Below are 17,428 nucleotides of genomic sequence, written 5' to 3' on the forward strand. Positions count from 1 at the left end.
ATGTTTCGGCGAGGCATAGTCACGCCTTCGACATGCGGTTGATTCACGTTACGAAAACCCACACTTACCGGTGACAACGCCTTTTGATTCGACCTCTGAGACTGCGGCCGCTACCTGGACCGAGGCGGCGGGCCAATCATTCAGCCACCCGCCGTCCGCTGCCAGCCCCGGCGACCACCTTGCGGAAGAACGCAACCAGCGCAGGGACGTGGTTATCGAAGCAGAACTGGCAACGCTGGTCCCACATGCGCGCTCGCAATCGCCCCATGTTGTCGTGGTCGTGCAACTTGGCGCCCAGTTCCTCGATGCTGTCGTAAAACACGCCGATCCCCAGGCGTCGCGCCAGCGCCTGGGTGGCTACCACCGCCCCGTCGTTCGTGCGCTGAATCAAGGGCAGGCCGGCCATGGCCAGCGTGGCGATGCGCGCGGGGTAGTTCAGGTCGTCCCAGTTGGCGCGCCGGATCTCGCCGCCGTTTTCGCTGGCAAAGGCGTGCAGCCAGCCGGCATCGTAACGCGAAAACTCCGCCACCCAGCGGTCCTGGTCGACGTGCGCGTGCAGGTGCAGGTGGCGCGGCGCCAGGGTGCGGCACTTGGCGATCCATTCGCGCCATTGGCCATGTGTGAAGTCGCCGTAAAAATGCAGGTGCACGCCCTGCCCCGCCAGCTCGGCCATCGTGTGCGGATGCAGGCCGATCGGCCGTCCCGGCACTACCGTATGCACTTCGCCTTCGGTGCTCGACAGCAGCGGCGAGCGCCGCGTGTCGAACCAGTCGCGTTTGGGTAAGTCGCCGTCGAGCACGTGGCAGGGCCGCGAGCGTGACAGTCCGGGCACCACGGTATCGAACCAGTCGCGCATTTCGGGGCTGCTGAAGATGTGCCCGTCGGAGTAACGGAACAGGTCAACCAGCTGCGGCCAGCTGCCTTTTTCAATGCAGATGAATGGCCCTTCCTTGAAATGCCAGACGAAGGGGATGCCGGGCGTGGCCACCAGGACTTCATGCGCAAACGGCACCGCCTGCCAGTTGAGCAAGGCATAGATCAGGTCCGGCTGCACGCGCATGACTGCTTCGCGCCAGTTGTCGTACGGCAGGTCTTCGACATGGCCGAACGGCAGCGGCCCGACCGTGTTGAACCAGTATGGCTGGCGTGTCCACAGGCCGTACAGCGCGTGCCCCTGCTCTTCCAGCGCCAGCACGCGGTCGGCGTTGTAGGCCAGTTCGCCGACCAGCAGGATCTTCAGGCCGTCCTCGGCAAGCGGCGCGTGCGGCCGTTTGCGCGGTGCGCGGTACTGGCCGGGCTCGTCGATCGCATTGCCGACCGAGGTGTGGAAGCGCAGCGGCTGGATCACGCGGTAATGCTGGCGGAACGGGTTGATGCCACCGACAGGCTCTTGCATCAGCTTGTGGCGCTGGTGCGGATGGTCGACCCATTCGCAGGTGACGACGCCGCTCTCCACCACACTGCCCCGGGCGCGCAGGCGCCCCCAGAACAGGCGCTCCAGGTCGTCGGACTCGAGTTCGTCGCGCTCGGTCCATCGGTCTGGGGTGCGCCGGTGCATGCATTGCGCAAGCTGCAGCCAGCCGCCGGGGATCTGGCCGGGGGCGCTGCGGTTGTAGTGATGGCGCACGCCGGAGCACGCCAGCACCGCCTGGGACGCGCGTTCGAGGCAGGCGGCCAGCAGCGCGAGGTGGTCGCGGTAAAAGACGTCATCGCTGGGCAGGTAGGCCACCAACGGTGCGTGGGTCTGCGCCAGCCCGACATTGAGCGCCGCGCCGAGCCCGCTGTTCCTCGCCAGCCGCACATAGCGCAAGCGCGAGTCTGCCAGCCACGGCGCCACTGCCTCCAGGGTGTGGTCGAGCGAGCCGTCGTCGATGACCACCGCCTCCCAGTCGACCAGGCTCTGGGCGAACAGGCTGTGGAGCGCACGGCGGATGAAGTGCGCTTGCTCGAAGGTGGGGATCAGTACGCTGACGCGCGGAACGCTCGTTGAGGCCATGGCTCACCATGCCACCAGGTCGGACACCGATCCGTCTTCGTGCATGCGCCTGATCGCCTGGGCGAACAGCGGAGCACAGCTCACCACGGACAGCCGCGGCGGCAGGCTTTGCCCCGGCCGCCACGGCCCGCCGCTGTCCGTGACCACGATCGCGTCGATGCCAGCGTTGCCCAGCAGTTCGGCCGCACCCGGCTGGAACAGTGCGTGGCTGGCCGCTGCGTACACCTTGCTGGCGCCCTGCTGGCGGCACAGGCGTGCGGCGCGCGCGGTGGTCTGGCCGCTGCTGATCAGGTCGTCATAAATGATGACGGTCTTGCCGCGGACGTCCCCGACCAGCAGCTCGCCGCTGAGCGTGTCGGCCCTGCGATACTTTTCGCAGTAGGCCATGCCGACCTGCGCGTTCAGGCGAGCCGCGAGGCATTTGCGGAACAGGTTGGCCCGCTTGACTCCTCCCGAGTCGGGCGACACGGCGACCACCTCGGTACCCTGCACCAGCGGCGCGAAGTGGCCGGCGAACAGTTGGCAGGCATCCAGGTGGTCGGTGCGGCAGCGAAACGCATTCTGGAATGCGCTGACATTGTGCACGTCGAGAGTCAGCACCGTATCCGTTCCCGCCGCCTCGAACATGGCCGCCACGTAGCGCAGGGTGACCGGATCGCGCGGGTTGGTCCTGGTGTCCTTGCGCGCATAGGCCAGGTACGGCAGCACCGCCGTGATCCGGCCGGCGGCGGCATCGCGCAGTGCGCCGACGAAGAACAGCAGCCGGCACAGCTTGTCGTTGACGCTTTGGGTGCCGTCCCCATGCAGGGACTGCAGCACGTAGACGTCCCGCCCGCGCACATTGGCCAGCGGCCGCGCCTTGTGTTCGCCGTCCTCGAACTCGCGCTCCTCATGCGGGCTCAAGGCCTGCCCGAGTGCGCTCGATACTTCGTCTCCGAACACCCGGCTGGTGTTGAGCGCGAAAAGCTGCAGTGGCGCCTGGGACATGGTGAGACTCATGGGCTTGGCAATTCGGCGGTGTGGAGACGAGCACCAGAATAGAAGCCGCGGCGGCTCGCGCGCTTGCGCGAGATCAGGCGTGCATCAGCCGTTGCCGCACTTCGACCTGCTGGCCCAGCGCCTGCAGCTCCGGTGAAATCGTCACCGGGTACGGCTGCGCCGGGGCGAGCGCGCGCAGTGGCGCGGGCAACCGCTCGAGCTGCAGGCGTACCCGTTCGCGCAGCGTGGCCAGCGGCTCGGGAGCCGCCAGAGGCCGGCCGGCGCGCATCACCGGCACCAGCAAGGGCGTGCCCGCGTCCTGTTCGCCCTCCAGCGCCAGGCAATCGGTCGCGATCTCGCCACGTAAACCGTCGCGCCGGAATACCTGCTTGGCCCCTGGCCAGGTTGCCTTGCCGGTGGAAAGTTTCGACACCGGCCGCCCCGCATAATCGACCAGTTTGTAGGCGCAATCGAGAAACGGCGCGTCGGCCGACGTGTTCATGCGGGTGCCGATGCCGTAGCCCTGGATCGGGGCGCGCGCCTGCTCCAGCGCCTGGACCTGGTATTCGTCCAGGTTGCTGCTGGCGAAAATGGCGATCTCGCGGCAACCGGCGCCATCGAGAATAGCGCGTACTTCCCGCGCGTAGTCGGCCAGGTCGCCGCTGTCGATGCGCACCCCCTCGAACCGGAGCCCGTCCTGTCCAGCCAGGCGCGCGACGAGCCGGGCGGCAGCCTGCACGTCATAGGTGTCGATCAGCAGCGTGGTACGCCCGGGAAAGGTACGCGCATAGGCCGCGAACGCCTCGGCCTCGTTCTGGTGCGCCTGTACGAACGAGTGCGCCATCGTGCCGAACAGCGGAATACCGAAGCGCACACCGGCGGCCACGGTGGCGCTGCCGTCGAACCCGGCGAGGTAGCTGGCCCGCGCCGACAGCAGGGCCGCCTCGGCGCCATGCGCCCGGCGCATGCCGAAATCGACCAGTTGCTTGCCGCGCGCAGCCAGCACCGAGCGCACGGCCTTGGAGGCGATCATGGTCTGGAACTGCAGCAGGTTGATCACGCGGCTCTCGACCAGTTGGGCCTCGCGCAGCGGCGCGCGCACGCGCAGCAGCGGCTCGCCGGGGAACATGATCGTGCCCTCGGGCACGGCGTCGACATCGCCGCCGAAGCGCAGATCGCGCAGCGACTCCAGGAAGCCGGCATCGAAGCGGCCCAGCGCCTGGAGCGATCCGATGTCCTCGGGGGAGAACGCGAGCGTTTGCAGGTATTCGAGCACCTGCTCGAGGCCGGCGGCAACCAGGAAATTGCGGGACTGCGGCAGTGAACGCACGAAAAATTCGAATACCGCCGGCTCGTTCATGCCGCTACGGTAATACGATTGGAGCATGGTCAGTTCGTACAAGTCGGTCAGCAGCACCGACGCGGCTGTGTCCATCGCACCCCCGGGGTCCGTATGCCCCGCTAGCGTACGAAGGCAGTCGCTCGGGTGTTTGAGGCCGCGCAAACAGGCGCGCAAACCATGGGCTGTTGCGAGTGTCGAAGACGCATGCGACAAATTGCCTTGACCCGCGGCGACGCGCTGCTGGTCGTCGACATCCAGAACGATTTCCTGCCCGGCGGCAGCGTGGCCGTGCCGGAAGGCGACCACGTGATTGCACCGGCCGACCAGCTGATCCGGCTCTATCACGAGCACGGCTTTCCGCTATTCTTTACGCGTTGCTGGCATCCGCCCGGTCACTGTTCGTTCCAGGAACGCGGTGGACCGTGGGCGCCGCATTGCATCGCCCACACGCATGGCGCGGCGTTTCCGGATGCGCTGCAGGTGCCGGAAGACGCGGCGATCATCTCGAAGGCGACCGGGCGCGACGAGGACGCGTACTCGGGCTTTCGCGGCACTGCGCTCGCGGAACAGCTGCGCGCGCACGGCGTGCAGCGGCTCGCCGTGCTGGGCCTGGCCACCGATTTTTGCGTCCTCAATACCGTCAGCGATGCGCTCGCCACCGGTTTTCGCGTGATGGTGGTGCAAGACGCGGTGCGCGCGGTGGATGCCAACCCGGGCGACGGCGAGCGCGCGCTCGCCCTGATGGCAGAGCGTGGCGCGCTGCTGGTGCACAGCCGGCCGGCGTCGCTGCTCAACGAGGCGGCGCTGGTCGACCCAGCCGGCGTCGAATCCCAGGACAAGCTGCTCGATCCGCCCGAATGAATCGGCGGCGGGTCCGCTCGTCCGGCCGTTGTTCGCTTCACTGCCAACGCGGGAGCCCGATGCGCCACGCGCGCCACAGCACAAGAACCCACAGCGCAAGCAACCGGGCACCTGCACTGAGCACAATCGATGCCGCGCCGTCGCCGCGGCATGCGGCGCCCGGCCGGCATCCGTACGGCTTATTGAATCTGCAGCTTGCTGCCGCCCGCCGGGGCCCGCTTGGGCAGGGTCAGCTCCAGCACCCCGTCGTTATATTTGGCCTGGGCCTTGGTGTCATCGACCTCCTGTTCAAGCATGATGGTACGGCTCATCTGGCCGTAGTACAGCTCGCTGCGCAGCAGCCGGTTGCCTTCTTTCTGTTCTTGCTCGCGCTTGGTTTCGGCGGTGATCGACACGCGATTGCCGCGCACGTCGACCTTGATGTCATCCTTCTTCACCCCGGGAATTTCGGCCCGGACCGTGTACGTCTGGTCGTTCTCCGTCACCTCCACGTTGATCATCGGCTCGGACTGCTGCAGCTCGCGCAGCATGCCGCGCGGGGTCAGCTCCCGGAAGAGCTCGTCGATTGTGCGCAGGGGATTCAACCGCGAGATATCGCCGAACGGTTCGAAGCGCGTTAGGTTGCTCGCCATCGTATTTCTCCTCAAGTCAGCAAAATTGCATGTGGCGCGGCCCAGTGGACTGCGCTTTTTTTGGACCGTGCTTGGCCGTGCTTGCTCCGGGGGACAATTTGAGGTGCATCAAAGACCCCAGGAGTGCTGGCGCACAGACTGGATACCGATTCCGAGGAGCGCTCCCACCATGTACAAGAGCATTCTGGTGCCGACCGACGGCTCCGAACTGTCGGAACAGGCGGCCGCGGCCGCCATCGACTTCGCCCGCCTGTGCGGGTCGGAGATCATCGCGTTCTCGGTGGCCGAGCCCTATCCGCAGGTGCCAGCGGCGGAAGCCGCGATGGTGATCGATCCCGGCCTCGAAACGCGCACGCTGATGGAATTGGCCCGGCAGAATGTCGAGCAGGTCGCGGCCGCAGCGCGCGCCGCCGGGGTGCCGGTGCGTACCGAGATCGCGCTGTCGGTCGTGCCGTACCAGGAAATCATCGCCGCGGCCAGCAAGTACAACTGCGACCTGATCTTCATGGCATCCCACGGCCGGCGCGGCCTGTCCCGTCTGCTGGCCGGCAGCGTGACCCAGAACGTGCTGGCCTATTCGTCGATCCCGGTCATGGTGCTGCGGCCTGGCGACGCCAAGCGCCTCGAGCGCCACCCGCCCGGCGCCGAGGCTGCCGTGACCTGATAATGGCACCGGTGCGATTCCTCCGCGCGGCCGAACCCGGCCTCGACGCCAAGGTCGCGTTCCTGCGCCATCCGTCCAGCTACCCCGAAGCCACCTACCGGGTCGAAGCACTGGAAACCCACATGTCGTGGGTGTTCCTGCTCGACGACGTCGTCTACAAGCTCAAGAAGCCGGTCTGCTACGAGTTGCAGGATTTCCGCTCGGTGTCCGCACGCCTGCATTTTTGCCAGGAAGAGCTGCGCCTGAACCTGCGCCTGGCGCCGCACGTGTACCTGGGCCTGGTGCCGCTGACGGTCGAGCGCCACCACCTGGCGCTGGCCGGCAAGGGCCGCGTGGTCGACTGGCTGGTCCGGATGTGGCGCCTGCCCGCCGAGCAGATGCTCGACTACGCGATCATGAACCGCAGGCTGCGCGACGGTGACGTGATGCGCCTGGTCGAGCGGCTTGTCGCGTTCTACCTGGCGCTCGCGCCCGAGCCAGTGAGCGCCGAGCGTTACCGCGACCGCTTCCTGGGCCAGCTCACGGCCAGTTCGCGCGAGCTGTCGCAGGGCCGCGAAGATTTGCCCGAAGCACACGTGCAGGCGCTGTGCGAGGCCCAGCTCGCGGCCCTGCGCGCGCTGGGGCCGCTGCTCGACGAACGTGCGCGCACCGGCCGCATCGTCGAGGGACATGGCGACCTGCGCCCCGAACATGTCTATCTCGGCACGCCGCTCGCGGTCATCGACTGCCTCGAGTTCGCGCGCGAGCTGCGCGTGGCGGACATGGCCGATGAACTGGCCTTCCTCGCACTCGAATGCGAGCGCCTGGGCGCCGCCGAGGCTGGCGATGCGATCCTGCGCAGCTACCGTCTGCTGTCGGGTGACGACCCGCCGGCGCCGCTGCTGCATTTTTATCAGAGCTGCCGCGCCAGCACGCGTGCGGTGATCGCGACGCGCCATCTGCTCGATAGTAAGTTCCGCCATTCGCCGCATTGGATTCGAAGGGCCTGTCATTACCTGGAATTGGCGGAGGAGCATATCGCCTGCGCCTGTGCTTGATCGCGGCGTAGGGTGCGCACCTGTGCGCACGCTGTACGGTTGCGGCTAGTTTGCGTTCGCCTGCGCACGCGGCGCGTTGTATGCAAAGGAGCCAACGATATTCAACCGTACCGCGTGCGCACAGGTGCGCACCCTACGACGACCGCTTCACGAGCGCCTGCACAACACGCTCTAAATCGAGTGACTCATCGCTCTCCACCACCAGCACATCGGCCATCTCGTCCGGCGCGAGCGGCTCCTGTACCCGCAATTGCAATTCCAGCACCCGCTCGTCCGCATCCGACGGATCGCCGCCGCGTGCGCTTCGCTCCCGGATTCTCTGCCGCAGCGTGGCCTCGGACGCGCGCACCGAGACCAGCCGCACCGGCACCCCCAGACGCGCACCAAGCGCACGGAACGCGTCGCGTTCGCGCCGCTTCAGGCTGCACGCATCGATCAGCGCGGTCTTCCCGGCACGCACAAGAATCTCTGCGAGTTCGCCCAACCGGTTATAGACGGCGCTAGAGGCCGCCTGACCGTACATCCGCGCCTTCGCATCTGCGTCCGGCCGCGCATGCAGCGCCAGCCCATGCATGCGCTTGCGTTCAACGTCCGAGCGCAGGCGTACCGCCGGCAACAGCTCGGCCAACTGCGCCGCCAGCGCCGACTTTCCGCTGCCCGAAAGGCCGTGCATGACGATGATCGACGGCGCTTCTACGCGCGCGGCCGCAGTCGCCGTCGCCAGCAATGCCGACGCGTTTGCACGGTGCCTGGCGGCGGCTACCGGCTCCACTTGCCCTGCGCGCAGCAGCTCTACCTTCGCCCGCACCAGCGCGCACAGGACCACGTAATATTCGAACACGGCGACGCCTTCGTAGGCGCCGCCGGCTTCCAAATACCGGTCCAACAGCCGCGCCGCCAAGGCCACACGGCCGCGCTGGCGCAGGTCCATGCACGTGAAGGCAAGTTCGTGCGCCACGTCGATCCAGCGCAGCGCCGGGTCGAACTCGATGCAGTCGAATGCGGCAACGTGGCCGTCGAGCGTCAGGATGTTGGCGCAGTGCAGATCACCGTGGCACTCGCGGATCGCGCCGCCGGCCTTGCGGGCGGCGAACAACGGCCAAAGCACCGGCATCGCTTGGCCCCGCCAGTCGCGCAGCGCGACGGCCTGTTCGTGCTGTTGCCCGCGCACCAATTGCAGCAGCGCGTCCATGTTCTGCTCGAATGCCTGGGAGAGCGCCGCCGGCGTCCCCCAACTGCTGGTGCGCGGCGCCTGCTGGTTCGCCTGGTGGAATGCCGACAGTTGCCGCGCCAGGTCATCCACCTCGGCACCGCCGAGCAGTCCGGCCTCGATACGCCAGCTCCACAGCGCCTGCTGGGGAAACGCACGCATGCCCACCACATACTCGATCGGTGCGCTAGCATCGCCCAGCAGCGGTCGCGCCGGCGTGCCCGACACCGGCAGCACCCCCAGATACAGATGTGGCGCCAGGCGGCGGTTCAGGCGCAGCTCTTCCTCGCACAGGTGGCGGCGCAATTCGAGCGTCGAAAAATCGGCAAAGTCGAAGCGCACCGCTTTCTTGAGCTTGTACGCTTCGTCGCCCGCCACCAGCACCCAGGAGATGTGGGTCTCGAACAGTTCCACGCCGCCACGCGCCTGCAGGCTGGCTTGCAGCGCCGACACCAATGTCTTTTGCTCGTCCGAATTGATCTCACATTCCATCGTGGTCGGTCCTGTTTTCGACTGGACCAAGCATAGACGAGGCAACACGACGCCCGATCGCCAATACCACATCTCTGATCCGTCTCAATCGCCGCGCTTCCCGCATGACGCATTGCCCCGCACGCGGGTCAAAACAGGTTCCGCACGCCGGAGAGGGATTCACCATGCCATTCGGACTGAGCCTTGGCCAAACGCTGCCCGAGCAAGACGAGCGCGCACTCGCCACCAAGCATAACGCGGCGCTGGCGCACATGCTGCCGCTATGGGGGCCGCTGTTCGGCGCCACCGTCGTGCTGTTCACGTTGTGGGATTTCTGGATCATGCCGGCCCGGATCGCGCTGACCGCACCGCTGCGCCTGGCCCTCGTGCTGATCGGCTCGATCGCCTATCGCCAGTGGCGCTTGCCCTGGACTCCGGTCCACCGTGCCGGATTCATCTACGCCACCCATGCCAGCGGAATGGTGGCAGGCGCCGCGCTGCTGCCCAACGGCTTGCTGATCGGCCTGGCCGCGATCACGGCCACGCTGTTCCTGGTGTCGCTGGTGGCGTTGCGCCTGTCCACTTTCGTGCTGATCGTGCTGCCGTCCACGCTGCTGCTGATCGTGCTGGGCCTGGGCACCATGTCGCCCTACGGCCTGATCAACACCATCGTGCTCTACCTGTTCGCGGCGGGCATCGCGGCGGCCATGATGGCGGTGCTCGTCGCCTTCCGCCGCCAGGCCTTCCTGTTCGAAAAACAGCTGCTGCACAGCGCCCGCCATGACAGCCTCTCCGGCGCGGCCAACCGCGGCTACCTGAACGAGGCCGGCGCGCGCGAAGTGGCGCTGGCACGGCGCCACAAGCGCCCGCTCGCACTGGCGATGATCGACATCGATCACTTCAAGCGCGTCAACGACATCTATGGCCATGTCGCCGGCGACAACGTGATCCGCGAACTGGCGAACGTCTGCCGCCACAACCTGCGCGAAGGCGACCTGTTCGGCCGCTTCGGCGGCGAGGAATTCGTCTGCGTGATGCCGGAGACCGAGGCCGACCAGGCGTTCGCCTGCGTCGAGCGTATTCGCCGCAGCATCGAGGCCCTGCGCCTGGACACCGGGCGCGGCCCGCTGCAGTTCACCATCAGCACCGGGATCGCGGTGCTCGGCCCGGGCCGCGACCAGTGGGAATCGCTGCTGCAGGAAGCCGACGATGCGCTCTACCAGGCCAAGGGCGGCGGGCGCAACCGGACGCAGGTCGCGGGCGCGCAGCCGCACGACCAGGCCGCGCCATGAACTTCGGGCCACCGCAATTAAAGATGCGCTCACGCCCCGTCGGGCGGGGCCGGGTACGTGATCGTCGCACCAATCACATGCGCGAACGGCGTGAGCGTGTGCGGCTTGCGCTTATTCGGACCCATGATGTGTTCGACGGGGATGCCGCGCACCAGCAACGCATCGGCCACCAGCGAGCGGTGGCAGCGCCACGGCACCGCCTCGGCGCACATCAGGGCGCAGCGCTCCTCCTGCGCCAACTGCACGAGCGCGTCGACGTTGTGCGCGAACTCCTCGGTCTGCATATAGTCGGCATAGCCGCGAAACGAGGCGTTGTGCCAGCCCATGTTGGGCGAATCCTTGTGCGCGTGGCGCAGCCCGCCCAGGCCGGCAATGTGGCGGTAGCCGATCCCCGCCGCCGCGAGCGACGCGGGCAGCGTATCGCGGTTAAATTGCGGATTGTGGCGCGACTTGGGCACCGTTCGGATGTCGAGCACGCACTCGACCTCGTTGCTGCGCAACAGTTCGACGAATTCCTCGATCGGCCGGTCCGAATGGCCGATCGTGCACACGAGCGGTGGTTCCATGCTTGAACTCCTTCGTTTGACAACCATGGTACAGGCCAACCCGGCCGCGCTGGCGCGCGCCAGCGGTGCGCCTGCCCGTGCCAAAGCACACTAGACTTTGTGAACACGTCATCATACCCACGGCAACCATGAGCATCACCGTCAAGAACACCACCGCCCAGACCGGGCGGGTCACGCTGTTTGGCGAACTGCAGGACGGCACCTTCGCCGCCAAGGTCATGGCCGAAACCCAGGTCCCTTACGGCCACTACTGGAAGAACGAAATCGACAAGGTCATGGTCTACATCGAGCCCGATGAGGAGCAGCTCGAGGCGATCCTGGCCGCGCTGAACGACCGGCGCCTGTTGTTCGACAACCTGCAGAATTATGGCGGAGCTACCGGCGGGACGTCCGAGATACCCGTCTAGAGGTAGTTTCAGGCATGCTCATCTTGAAAGGCGCTGTCACCGGTAAGTGTGGCTTTCGTAGGGTGGGCGGGGTAAAGTTGGCCAATGGCCGACTTTACGAACGCCCACGCGTTCAACTAACAGGGAAACTGTTCGGGTATGGCCGTTTATGGTTGAACGCGTGGGCGTTCGGCCGGCCATTGGCCAGCCTCACCCTGCCCACCCTACGTTGACAGCGCCATTTGAAACGACCGCAAGGTCTCGCGGAGGAATCGATGGACCGCACCTCACTCTGGCAAGGCACTGCCGACAAACGCCCCTGCTATCCCACGCTGCAGGGCGAAATTTCGGTCGACGTGGCGATCGTCGGCGCGGGCATCACCGCTCTGACGGCGGCCATGCTGCTGGCCCAGCGCGGCCGCAAGGTCGCGCTGCTCGAATCGCACCGGATCGGCACTGGCACCACCGGCCACGCGACGGGCAACCTGTACGCGCCAGTCGACCTGCGGCTGGCGACAATCGAAGACAAACACGGCACGGATGTGCTGCGCGCGGTGGCCCAGTCGCGTTCAACCGCGGTCGACTTCATCGAACGCACCAGCCAGTCGCTCGCCATTGACTGCGCCTTCACGCGCTGCCCATGGTACCTGCTGGCGTCAAGCGACGAGTTTGACGCGCAGGTCGAACAGGAACTGGCCGCGGCCCAGCGCGCCGGACTGCAAGCCACGCTGGCAGCGGCGCCGCCCGCACCGCTGGCCGCCACGCGCACGGTGCAGGTTGCAAACCAGGCGCAGTTCCAGCCGCTCGACTACGTGCGCCAGCTGGCCCAGCACATCAGCGGCGAACAATGCCTCGTGTTCGAAAATACCCACGTCACCGGCATCGACGACGAACCAGCCACGGTGCACACGCAGGCCGGCAAGGTGCGCTGCAAACAGGTGATCCTTGCCACCCACACGCCGCTCGGCGTTCACCTGGTCCAGTCTGGCCTGGAGGTCGTGCGCGAATACGGGATCGCCTTCCGGCTCGACAGCCTGGCGCCGGACCCCGGCATCTACTGGTCGATCGGCGAACATAACCACTCGGTGCGCACCTTCACCAAAAACGACGAAACCTGGCTGATCGTGGTCGGGGCCGCGCACAAGACCGGCGATGTGGACGATACCGAGCGACGGCACGCCGCGCTGGAAGCGTTCGGGCGGCTGCAGTTCCAGGGCGGCCCGCTGGCCTACCGCTGGTCAGCCCAGCGCTACCGCCCGAAAGACGCGCTGCCTTACATCGGCAAGAACATCGACGCCAACAACACCTGGATCGCCACCGGCTTTTCCGGCGATGGCCTGACCTGGGGCACGCTGGCGGGCATGCTGCTGGCCGACGCGTTGACGGGCACGGAAAACGCCTGGGCGCCGTTGTTCCAGCCGGCGCGGCTCGCAAGCGCGCCACGTCCCAAGGCCTTCGCGAAGGAAACGATGTCACCGCCGCAGCCGAACCTGCTCGCACTTGAGACCGATGTGGCCGAACGCTTTGGCGACCTGCCCGCCTGCGCCAGCCGGCAGGAAGACATCGACGGCAAGCCGGTGGCGGCCTGGCGCGACGACCAGGGCCGGCTGTTCCTGGTCGCCGCCAAATGCACGCACCTGGGTTGCAAGCTGAGGTGGAACGAGGCCGAAACCAGTTGGGACTGCCCTTGCCACGGCAGCCGCTTCCGGCCTGACGGACAGGTGATCGAGGGACCGGCGCTGGCACCGCTCGCGCGCGGCACCGGCCCCGATTGTGATGCCGCGACTCCTCCAGCCTATACCGGCGAAGACTGAGATGCGCCGCGGGATCAGGCAGGCGTAGCCGGGAACAACGTGCGCCTGCCGAACAGCGCCAGCGCGTCGGCCGCAGGCACCGGACGCGAAATGAAATAGCCCTGCACCTCGTCGCAGCCCAGCTCCTGCAGGATCGCGAGCTGCTCGCGCGTCTCCACGCCTTCGGCCACGATCGTCATCCCGATCGCATGGCCGATCGATACGATCGCGCGAAACAGCGACACGTCCGACGCCCCATGGGTCAGCGAACCCGTGAAGGCACGATCGACCTTGAGGCCATCCATGTCCAGCCGCTTGAGCTGCGACAGCGACGAGTAGCCGGTACCAAAGTCGTCGACGTACAGCTTCACCCCCAGCGCCTTGATCGCGGCCACCTCGCCCGCCGCGTTGGTGCCCTGCTGCACGGTGGCCGATTCGGTCACTTCCACTTCCAGCAGCGCCGCATCGATCCCGTACCGCTGCAGGGCGGCGGCGAGCACCGCGCCCACCTGCTGCTGCTCGAGCTGGTACGGGGACACGTTGATCGACACCGGCACCACCGGCACGCCCGCCGCCTGCCACTCGGCCAACTGGCGGCACGCCATGTCGATCACCTGTTCGCCGATCGGCAGAATCAGCCCGGTCGCTTCGGCCACCGGAATGAACGCGTCGGGCGGGACAATGCCGCGCTCCGGATGGTTCCAGCGCACCAGCGCTTCCATGCTGGTCAGTTTGCCGGTCCCGGCATGCACGCGCGGCTGGTAGTACAGCGCCAGGCACCGGTTCTCGACCGCGCGTTTCAGTTCGGCCTGCAAGGTCAGCCGGGTGACCAGGCGTTCCGACAGCCGCGCGTGGAAGAAGCGGTACTGCGACTTGCCATTGCCCTTGGCCGCATACATCGCGATGTCCGCATGCTTGAGCAGTGCCGCGCCATCCTCGCCGTCACGCGGGAACACGCTGATGCCCACCGACGCGCCCAGCGTGTACCGGACGTCATCGCCCAGCACGAACGGTTCGCGCAGCTGCGCGATCACCTGCGCCGCCACCGCGGCGATCTGGCCGTCGCTGCCCGGCGCAGGCAGGATCATGGTGAATTCGTCGCCGCCCAGCCGCACCACCGCCTCGCCGCCGCAATCGCGCAGCACGTCCTTCAGGCGCAGCGCCGCCATGCGCAGCAGCTCGTCGCCGGCCGCGTGGCCCTGGGTGTCGTTCAGGTTCTTGAAGTCGTCCAGGTCGATGAACAGCACCGCCAGCCGCGCGCCCGCTGCGCGCGCTCGCTCGAGCGCGCCCGGCAGGTGCTTCATCAGCCAGAACCGGTTCGGCAGGCTGGTCAGCGGGTCCATGTTCGCCTGCTGCTCCAGTTCCTGCTCCTGGTTCTTGGCGGCGGTAATGTCGCGCAGGGTGACCGACACGCCGGTGCCCGAGCGCGCCAGGCGCCGGTGCAACCACAGCACCGTGCGCGTTTGCGGGTGGGGCACGCGCAACACGTCTTCGTACGCGCCGCGCTCGAACGCCTCCAGGCAAGCCGGGAAGTGATTGTCGAATTCGGCCCCGCCGCGCAGCGTCGACAGGCGCTGGCCGACCAACTGCTCGCGCGGCAGGCCAGCCACGGTGGCGCCGAACTCGTTGCAATCCTGGATCGCGAAATCGACGATCCGCTTGTTCGGGCCGTACACCGGACGCATGATAAAAAAGCCCTCCTCCGCGTTATCGGTCGCCACGCGGTAGGCTGCGGTGAGCTCGCGGCGCCGCACCTTGTGGTAGGCGCTCCACAGCAGGTAAGCGGCCACGCCGGCCATCACCAGCAGCAGCAGGACGGTCGCGAACCAGGCGAACCGCTTCAGTTCCCGTTCGCGCGCGCCGTACGAGCGCATGCGCTGCTCCTCCGACAGCGCGACCACCGCATACAGCGGATAACCCTTGACCTTTTTCCAGGCGATCGCGCGCGGCCGCCCATCCCGGTAGCGGCCGCCGTCCTGCGTGGCGGTACCCGAATCGCCTTTGAGCACGGGCATGACGGCCGCCTTCGCCTCCGGGGGGCCAGCAAGGAAGATGGAGTCAAAGCGATGGACCGCCGCCAGGTCGTCCGGTTCGAGCGATCCGCTGCCCAGTTGCGGCGCAAGGTAGTCGGGCTCGATCGCGACCACCACCACGCCACCGAACCCGCCGTCCGGCTCATCCAGGCGCCGCGAAATCAGCAGCACCTCGCGCCCCAGCCGCAGCCCGATGCGTGGCTGGGCGATCGTCAGGCCCAGGCCAGGATTCATCTCGTGTTCGCGGAAGTACGGGAGCCTGGCCACATTCGTCCTGTTGCTCTTGAACGGCAGCGTGCTGGTCACCGGGTTGCCGGCAGCGTCGACGATCGTGACGATGATGTCCGGCGACGCCGGCAGCAGCCCGGCCTGGCGCTGTCCGTCGAGGTCGCGCGCGCCGCCCGTCTTCTCCCACTGGTACTTCTGGTACAGCATGATGTAGTCGATCTGGCTGATCAGGCGTCCCAGCTGCCCGGCGTAGGCCTGGGCGTCGATGGCCGCGGTTTCGCGAAGCTTGTTGCGGATGTCCTGCCGGTCCTGCTCGACGACGGCAAGCGTCCAGCTCCACACCGCCGCGATCAGCAGTGCGCAAAACACCAGCCACGCCAGCAGCGGGCGCAGGTTTGCGCCAAGCGTGTCAAGCGCGGTCGACACGATCAGGCGCTTCGGGCGGTAGCGAAGTCGGGCCATGGATCAGTACGTGGTGACGTAAATATTTCCCGCTTCCGGGAACGGAGCGCCGCCGAGGCGGCACAGGCGAAAACCGTGGGGCATCCCCGCGAGCAACGATAAGAATCGCGGCGCAGCGATTATCGCTCATTTCCGTACGGAAACAAAATCAGTGTTGCGCGGATCAGCAGCGTAAAGACGGATCAGGGCAGGAAGAGGTGCGGCGGCAGCGAAGGTTCGGAGTGCCTGGGCATTGAGGACGTTGTGGAAAAACAAAAGCACCCGGCCGGCACAGGGAGTGCCGGCCGGGGTGCGGGTTCAGGCAATCATCAGTAGATGGCTTTGCCCGACGCGTCCTTCAGCTGCGCCTTCCATGCGCCTTGGACCAGGCTCACCACCGACGACGGCAGCGGCACATAGTCCAGCTCCGTCGCGGCGGTCTGGCCGTTCTTGAACGACCAGTCGAAGAACTTCAGCACTTCGCGCCCCTTTGCGCCGTCCGCCTGTGCCTTGTGCATCAGGATGTACGAGATGCCGGTAATCGGCCAGCTCGACTTGCCGGCCTGGTCGGTCAGCACCACGGCAAAGCCCGGGGTCTTGGTCCACTCGGCGCCGGCGGCGGCGGCCTTGAACACATCGTCGTCCGGCTGCAGGAAGTTGCCGTCCTTGTTCTTGAGCTGGGTGTGGGTCATCTTGCTCTTCTTGGCGAAGGCCCACTCGACATAACCGATCGAGCCCTTGATGCGCTGCACGTTGGCGGCCACGCCTTCATTGCCCTTGCCGCCCACGCCGGTCGCCCACTTGACCGCGGTGCCCGCGCCGATCTTGCTCTTGAAGTCGGCATTCACCTTCGACAGGTAGTCGGTGAACAGGAACGAAGTGCCCGAGCTGTCCGAGCGGTGCACCACGGTGATCTCGACATCCGGCAGCTTGACGCCAGGATTGAGGGCTGCGATTTCCGCTGCATTCCATTTGGTGATCTTGCCCAGATAGATGTCAGCCAGGACCGGGCCGGTCAGTTTCAGCTGGCCCGGGGCCACGCCGTCCACGTTCACCACGGTGACCACGCCACCGATGATGGCCGGGAACTGCATCAGGCCTTCGGCATCCAGTTCCTCCACCTTGAGCGGCATGTCGGACGCGCCGAAATCGACGGTCTTGGCCTTGATCTGCTTGATGCCGGCGCCCGAGCCGACCGACTGGTAATTCAGGCTGTTGCCGCTGACGGCTTTGTACTGCTCGGCCCACTTGGCATAGATCGGGAACGGGAAGGTTGCGCCCGCACCGGTGATCTCGGCGGCGATCGCCGAGGAAAACGTCAATGCCGCCACTGCGCCCGCTACGATCGTCTTGATCATCTTCATCTGTTCACTTCCTTGGTCTGAATGAGTTGGGATACAACGGCAGAAAGTCTAGCGTGCGAATGTGACCACATTGTGACCAAGAAGTCGAACACGCATCGCTTATGCAAAAACCGGATACCGATCTCGGAAATGAT

General features: G+C 66.6%; 14 protein-coding genes. 6 read left to right on the forward strand and 8 right to left on the reverse strand.

Annotated features, from left to right (window positions below; all coding sequences use genetic code 11):
- Positions 1-136: 136 nt before the first annotated feature.
- The 3 genes from E4O92_RS13930 to E4O92_RS13940 form a co-directional block, all read right to left on the reverse strand.
- Entirely contained in the window at positions 137-1,996 is a 1,860-nt protein-coding gene (locus E4O92_RS13930; RefSeq protein ID WP_135190339.1) for a glycosyltransferase, read from the reverse strand.
- Positions 1,997-1,999: 3 nt separating this feature from the next.
- The gene (locus E4O92_RS13935) at positions 2,000-2,983 is read right to left on the reverse strand and encodes a ribose-phosphate diphosphokinase (protein ID WP_135190340.1); all 984 of its coding nucleotides are present in this window, start codon (positions 2,981-2,983) and stop codon (positions 2,000-2,002) included.
- Positions 2,984-3,068: 85 nt separating this feature from the next.
- On the reverse strand, positions 3,069-4,409 hold the full coding sequence (locus E4O92_RS13940; protein WP_135190341.1) for a nicotinate phosphoribosyltransferase: 1,341 nt from the start codon (positions 4,407-4,409) through the stop codon (positions 3,069-3,071).
- Between the two features lie 111 nt (positions 4,410-4,520).
- Here E4O92_RS13940 and E4O92_RS13945 point away from each other — a divergent pair, with 111 nt between their 5' ends.
- Positions 4,521-5,177 carry an isochorismatase family protein gene (locus tag E4O92_RS13945; RefSeq protein ID WP_135190342.1) on the forward strand — a complete coding sequence of 219 codons (657 nt, stop codon included), beginning with the start codon at positions 4,521-4,523 and terminating at the stop codon, positions 5,175-5,177.
- Positions 5,178-5,356: 179 nt separating this feature from the next.
- Here E4O92_RS13945 and E4O92_RS13950 read toward each other — a convergent pair whose 3' ends face one another.
- Positions 5,357-5,809: an Hsp20/alpha crystallin family protein gene (locus E4O92_RS13950; RefSeq protein ID WP_135190343.1), complete on the reverse strand. Its 453-nt coding sequence runs from the start codon at positions 5,807-5,809 to the stop codon at positions 5,357-5,359.
- A gap of 169 nt (positions 5,810-5,978) precedes the next feature.
- Here E4O92_RS13950 and E4O92_RS13955 point away from each other — a divergent pair, with 169 nt between their 5' ends.
- Positions 5,979-6,473: a universal stress protein gene (locus tag E4O92_RS13955; protein ID WP_135190344.1), complete on the forward strand. Its 495-nt coding sequence runs from the start codon at positions 5,979-5,981 to the stop codon at positions 6,471-6,473.
- A 2-nt stretch (positions 6,474-6,475) separates the two neighbouring features.
- Complete coding sequence (locus E4O92_RS13960; RefSeq protein ID WP_135190345.1) at positions 6,476-7,510, forward strand: hypothetical protein; 1,035 nt, start codon at positions 6,476-6,478, stop codon at positions 7,508-7,510.
- Between the two features lie 133 nt (positions 7,511-7,643).
- Here the strand turns inward: E4O92_RS13960 and E4O92_RS13965 are convergent, their stop codons facing one another.
- Entirely contained in the window at positions 7,644-9,212 is a 1,569-nt protein-coding gene (locus tag E4O92_RS13965; RefSeq protein WP_167759790.1) for a bifunctional aminoglycoside phosphotransferase/ATP-binding protein, read from the reverse strand.
- 164 nt (positions 9,213-9,376) lie between these two features.
- On the opposite strand from E4O92_RS13965, the gene E4O92_RS13970 reads away from it, so the two are divergent.
- A complete protein-coding gene (locus E4O92_RS13970; RefSeq protein WP_167759791.1) occupies positions 9,377-10,483 on the forward strand; it encodes a GGDEF domain-containing protein in 1,107 nt (368 codons plus the stop codon).
- Positions 10,484-10,512: 29 nt separating this feature from the next.
- Here E4O92_RS13970 and E4O92_RS13975 read toward each other — a convergent pair whose 3' ends face one another.
- Positions 10,513-11,049 (reverse strand): DUF488 domain-containing protein, encoded by a 537-nt coding sequence (locus E4O92_RS13975; protein ID WP_135190348.1) that lies wholly within the window; start codon positions 11,047-11,049, stop codon positions 10,513-10,515.
- 128 nt (positions 11,050-11,177) lie between these two features.
- On the opposite strand from E4O92_RS13975, the gene E4O92_RS13980 reads away from it, so the two are divergent.
- Positions 11,178-11,456, forward strand: coding sequence for a hypothetical protein (locus tag E4O92_RS13980; protein WP_135190349.1), 279 nt, complete (start codon positions 11,178-11,180; stop codon positions 11,454-11,456).
- 254 nt (positions 11,457-11,710) lie between these two features.
- Positions 11,711-13,249 carry an FAD-dependent oxidoreductase gene (locus E4O92_RS13985; protein WP_135190350.1) on the forward strand — a complete coding sequence of 513 codons (1,539 nt, stop codon included), beginning with the start codon at positions 11,711-11,713 and terminating at the stop codon, positions 13,247-13,249.
- Between the two features lie 14 nt (positions 13,250-13,263).
- Here the strand turns inward: E4O92_RS13985 and E4O92_RS13990 are convergent, their stop codons facing one another.
- Positions 13,264-15,951 carry a bifunctional diguanylate cyclase/phosphodiesterase gene (locus E4O92_RS13990; RefSeq protein ID WP_135190351.1) on the reverse strand — a complete coding sequence of 896 codons (2,688 nt, stop codon included), beginning with the start codon at positions 15,949-15,951 and terminating at the stop codon, positions 13,264-13,266.
- Positions 15,952-16,259: 308 nt separating this feature from the next.
- Positions 16,260-17,288, reverse strand: a complete 1,029-nt coding sequence (pstS, locus tag E4O92_RS13995) for a phosphate ABC transporter substrate-binding protein PstS (protein ID WP_206076875.1) — start codon at positions 17,286-17,288, stop codon at positions 16,260-16,262.
- Positions 17,289-17,428 lie beyond the last annotated feature (140 nt).

Source organism: Massilia horti (assembly GCF_004614195.1).
GTDB lineage: Bacteria > Pseudomonadota > Gammaproteobacteria > Burkholderiales > Burkholderiaceae_D > Telluria > Telluria horti.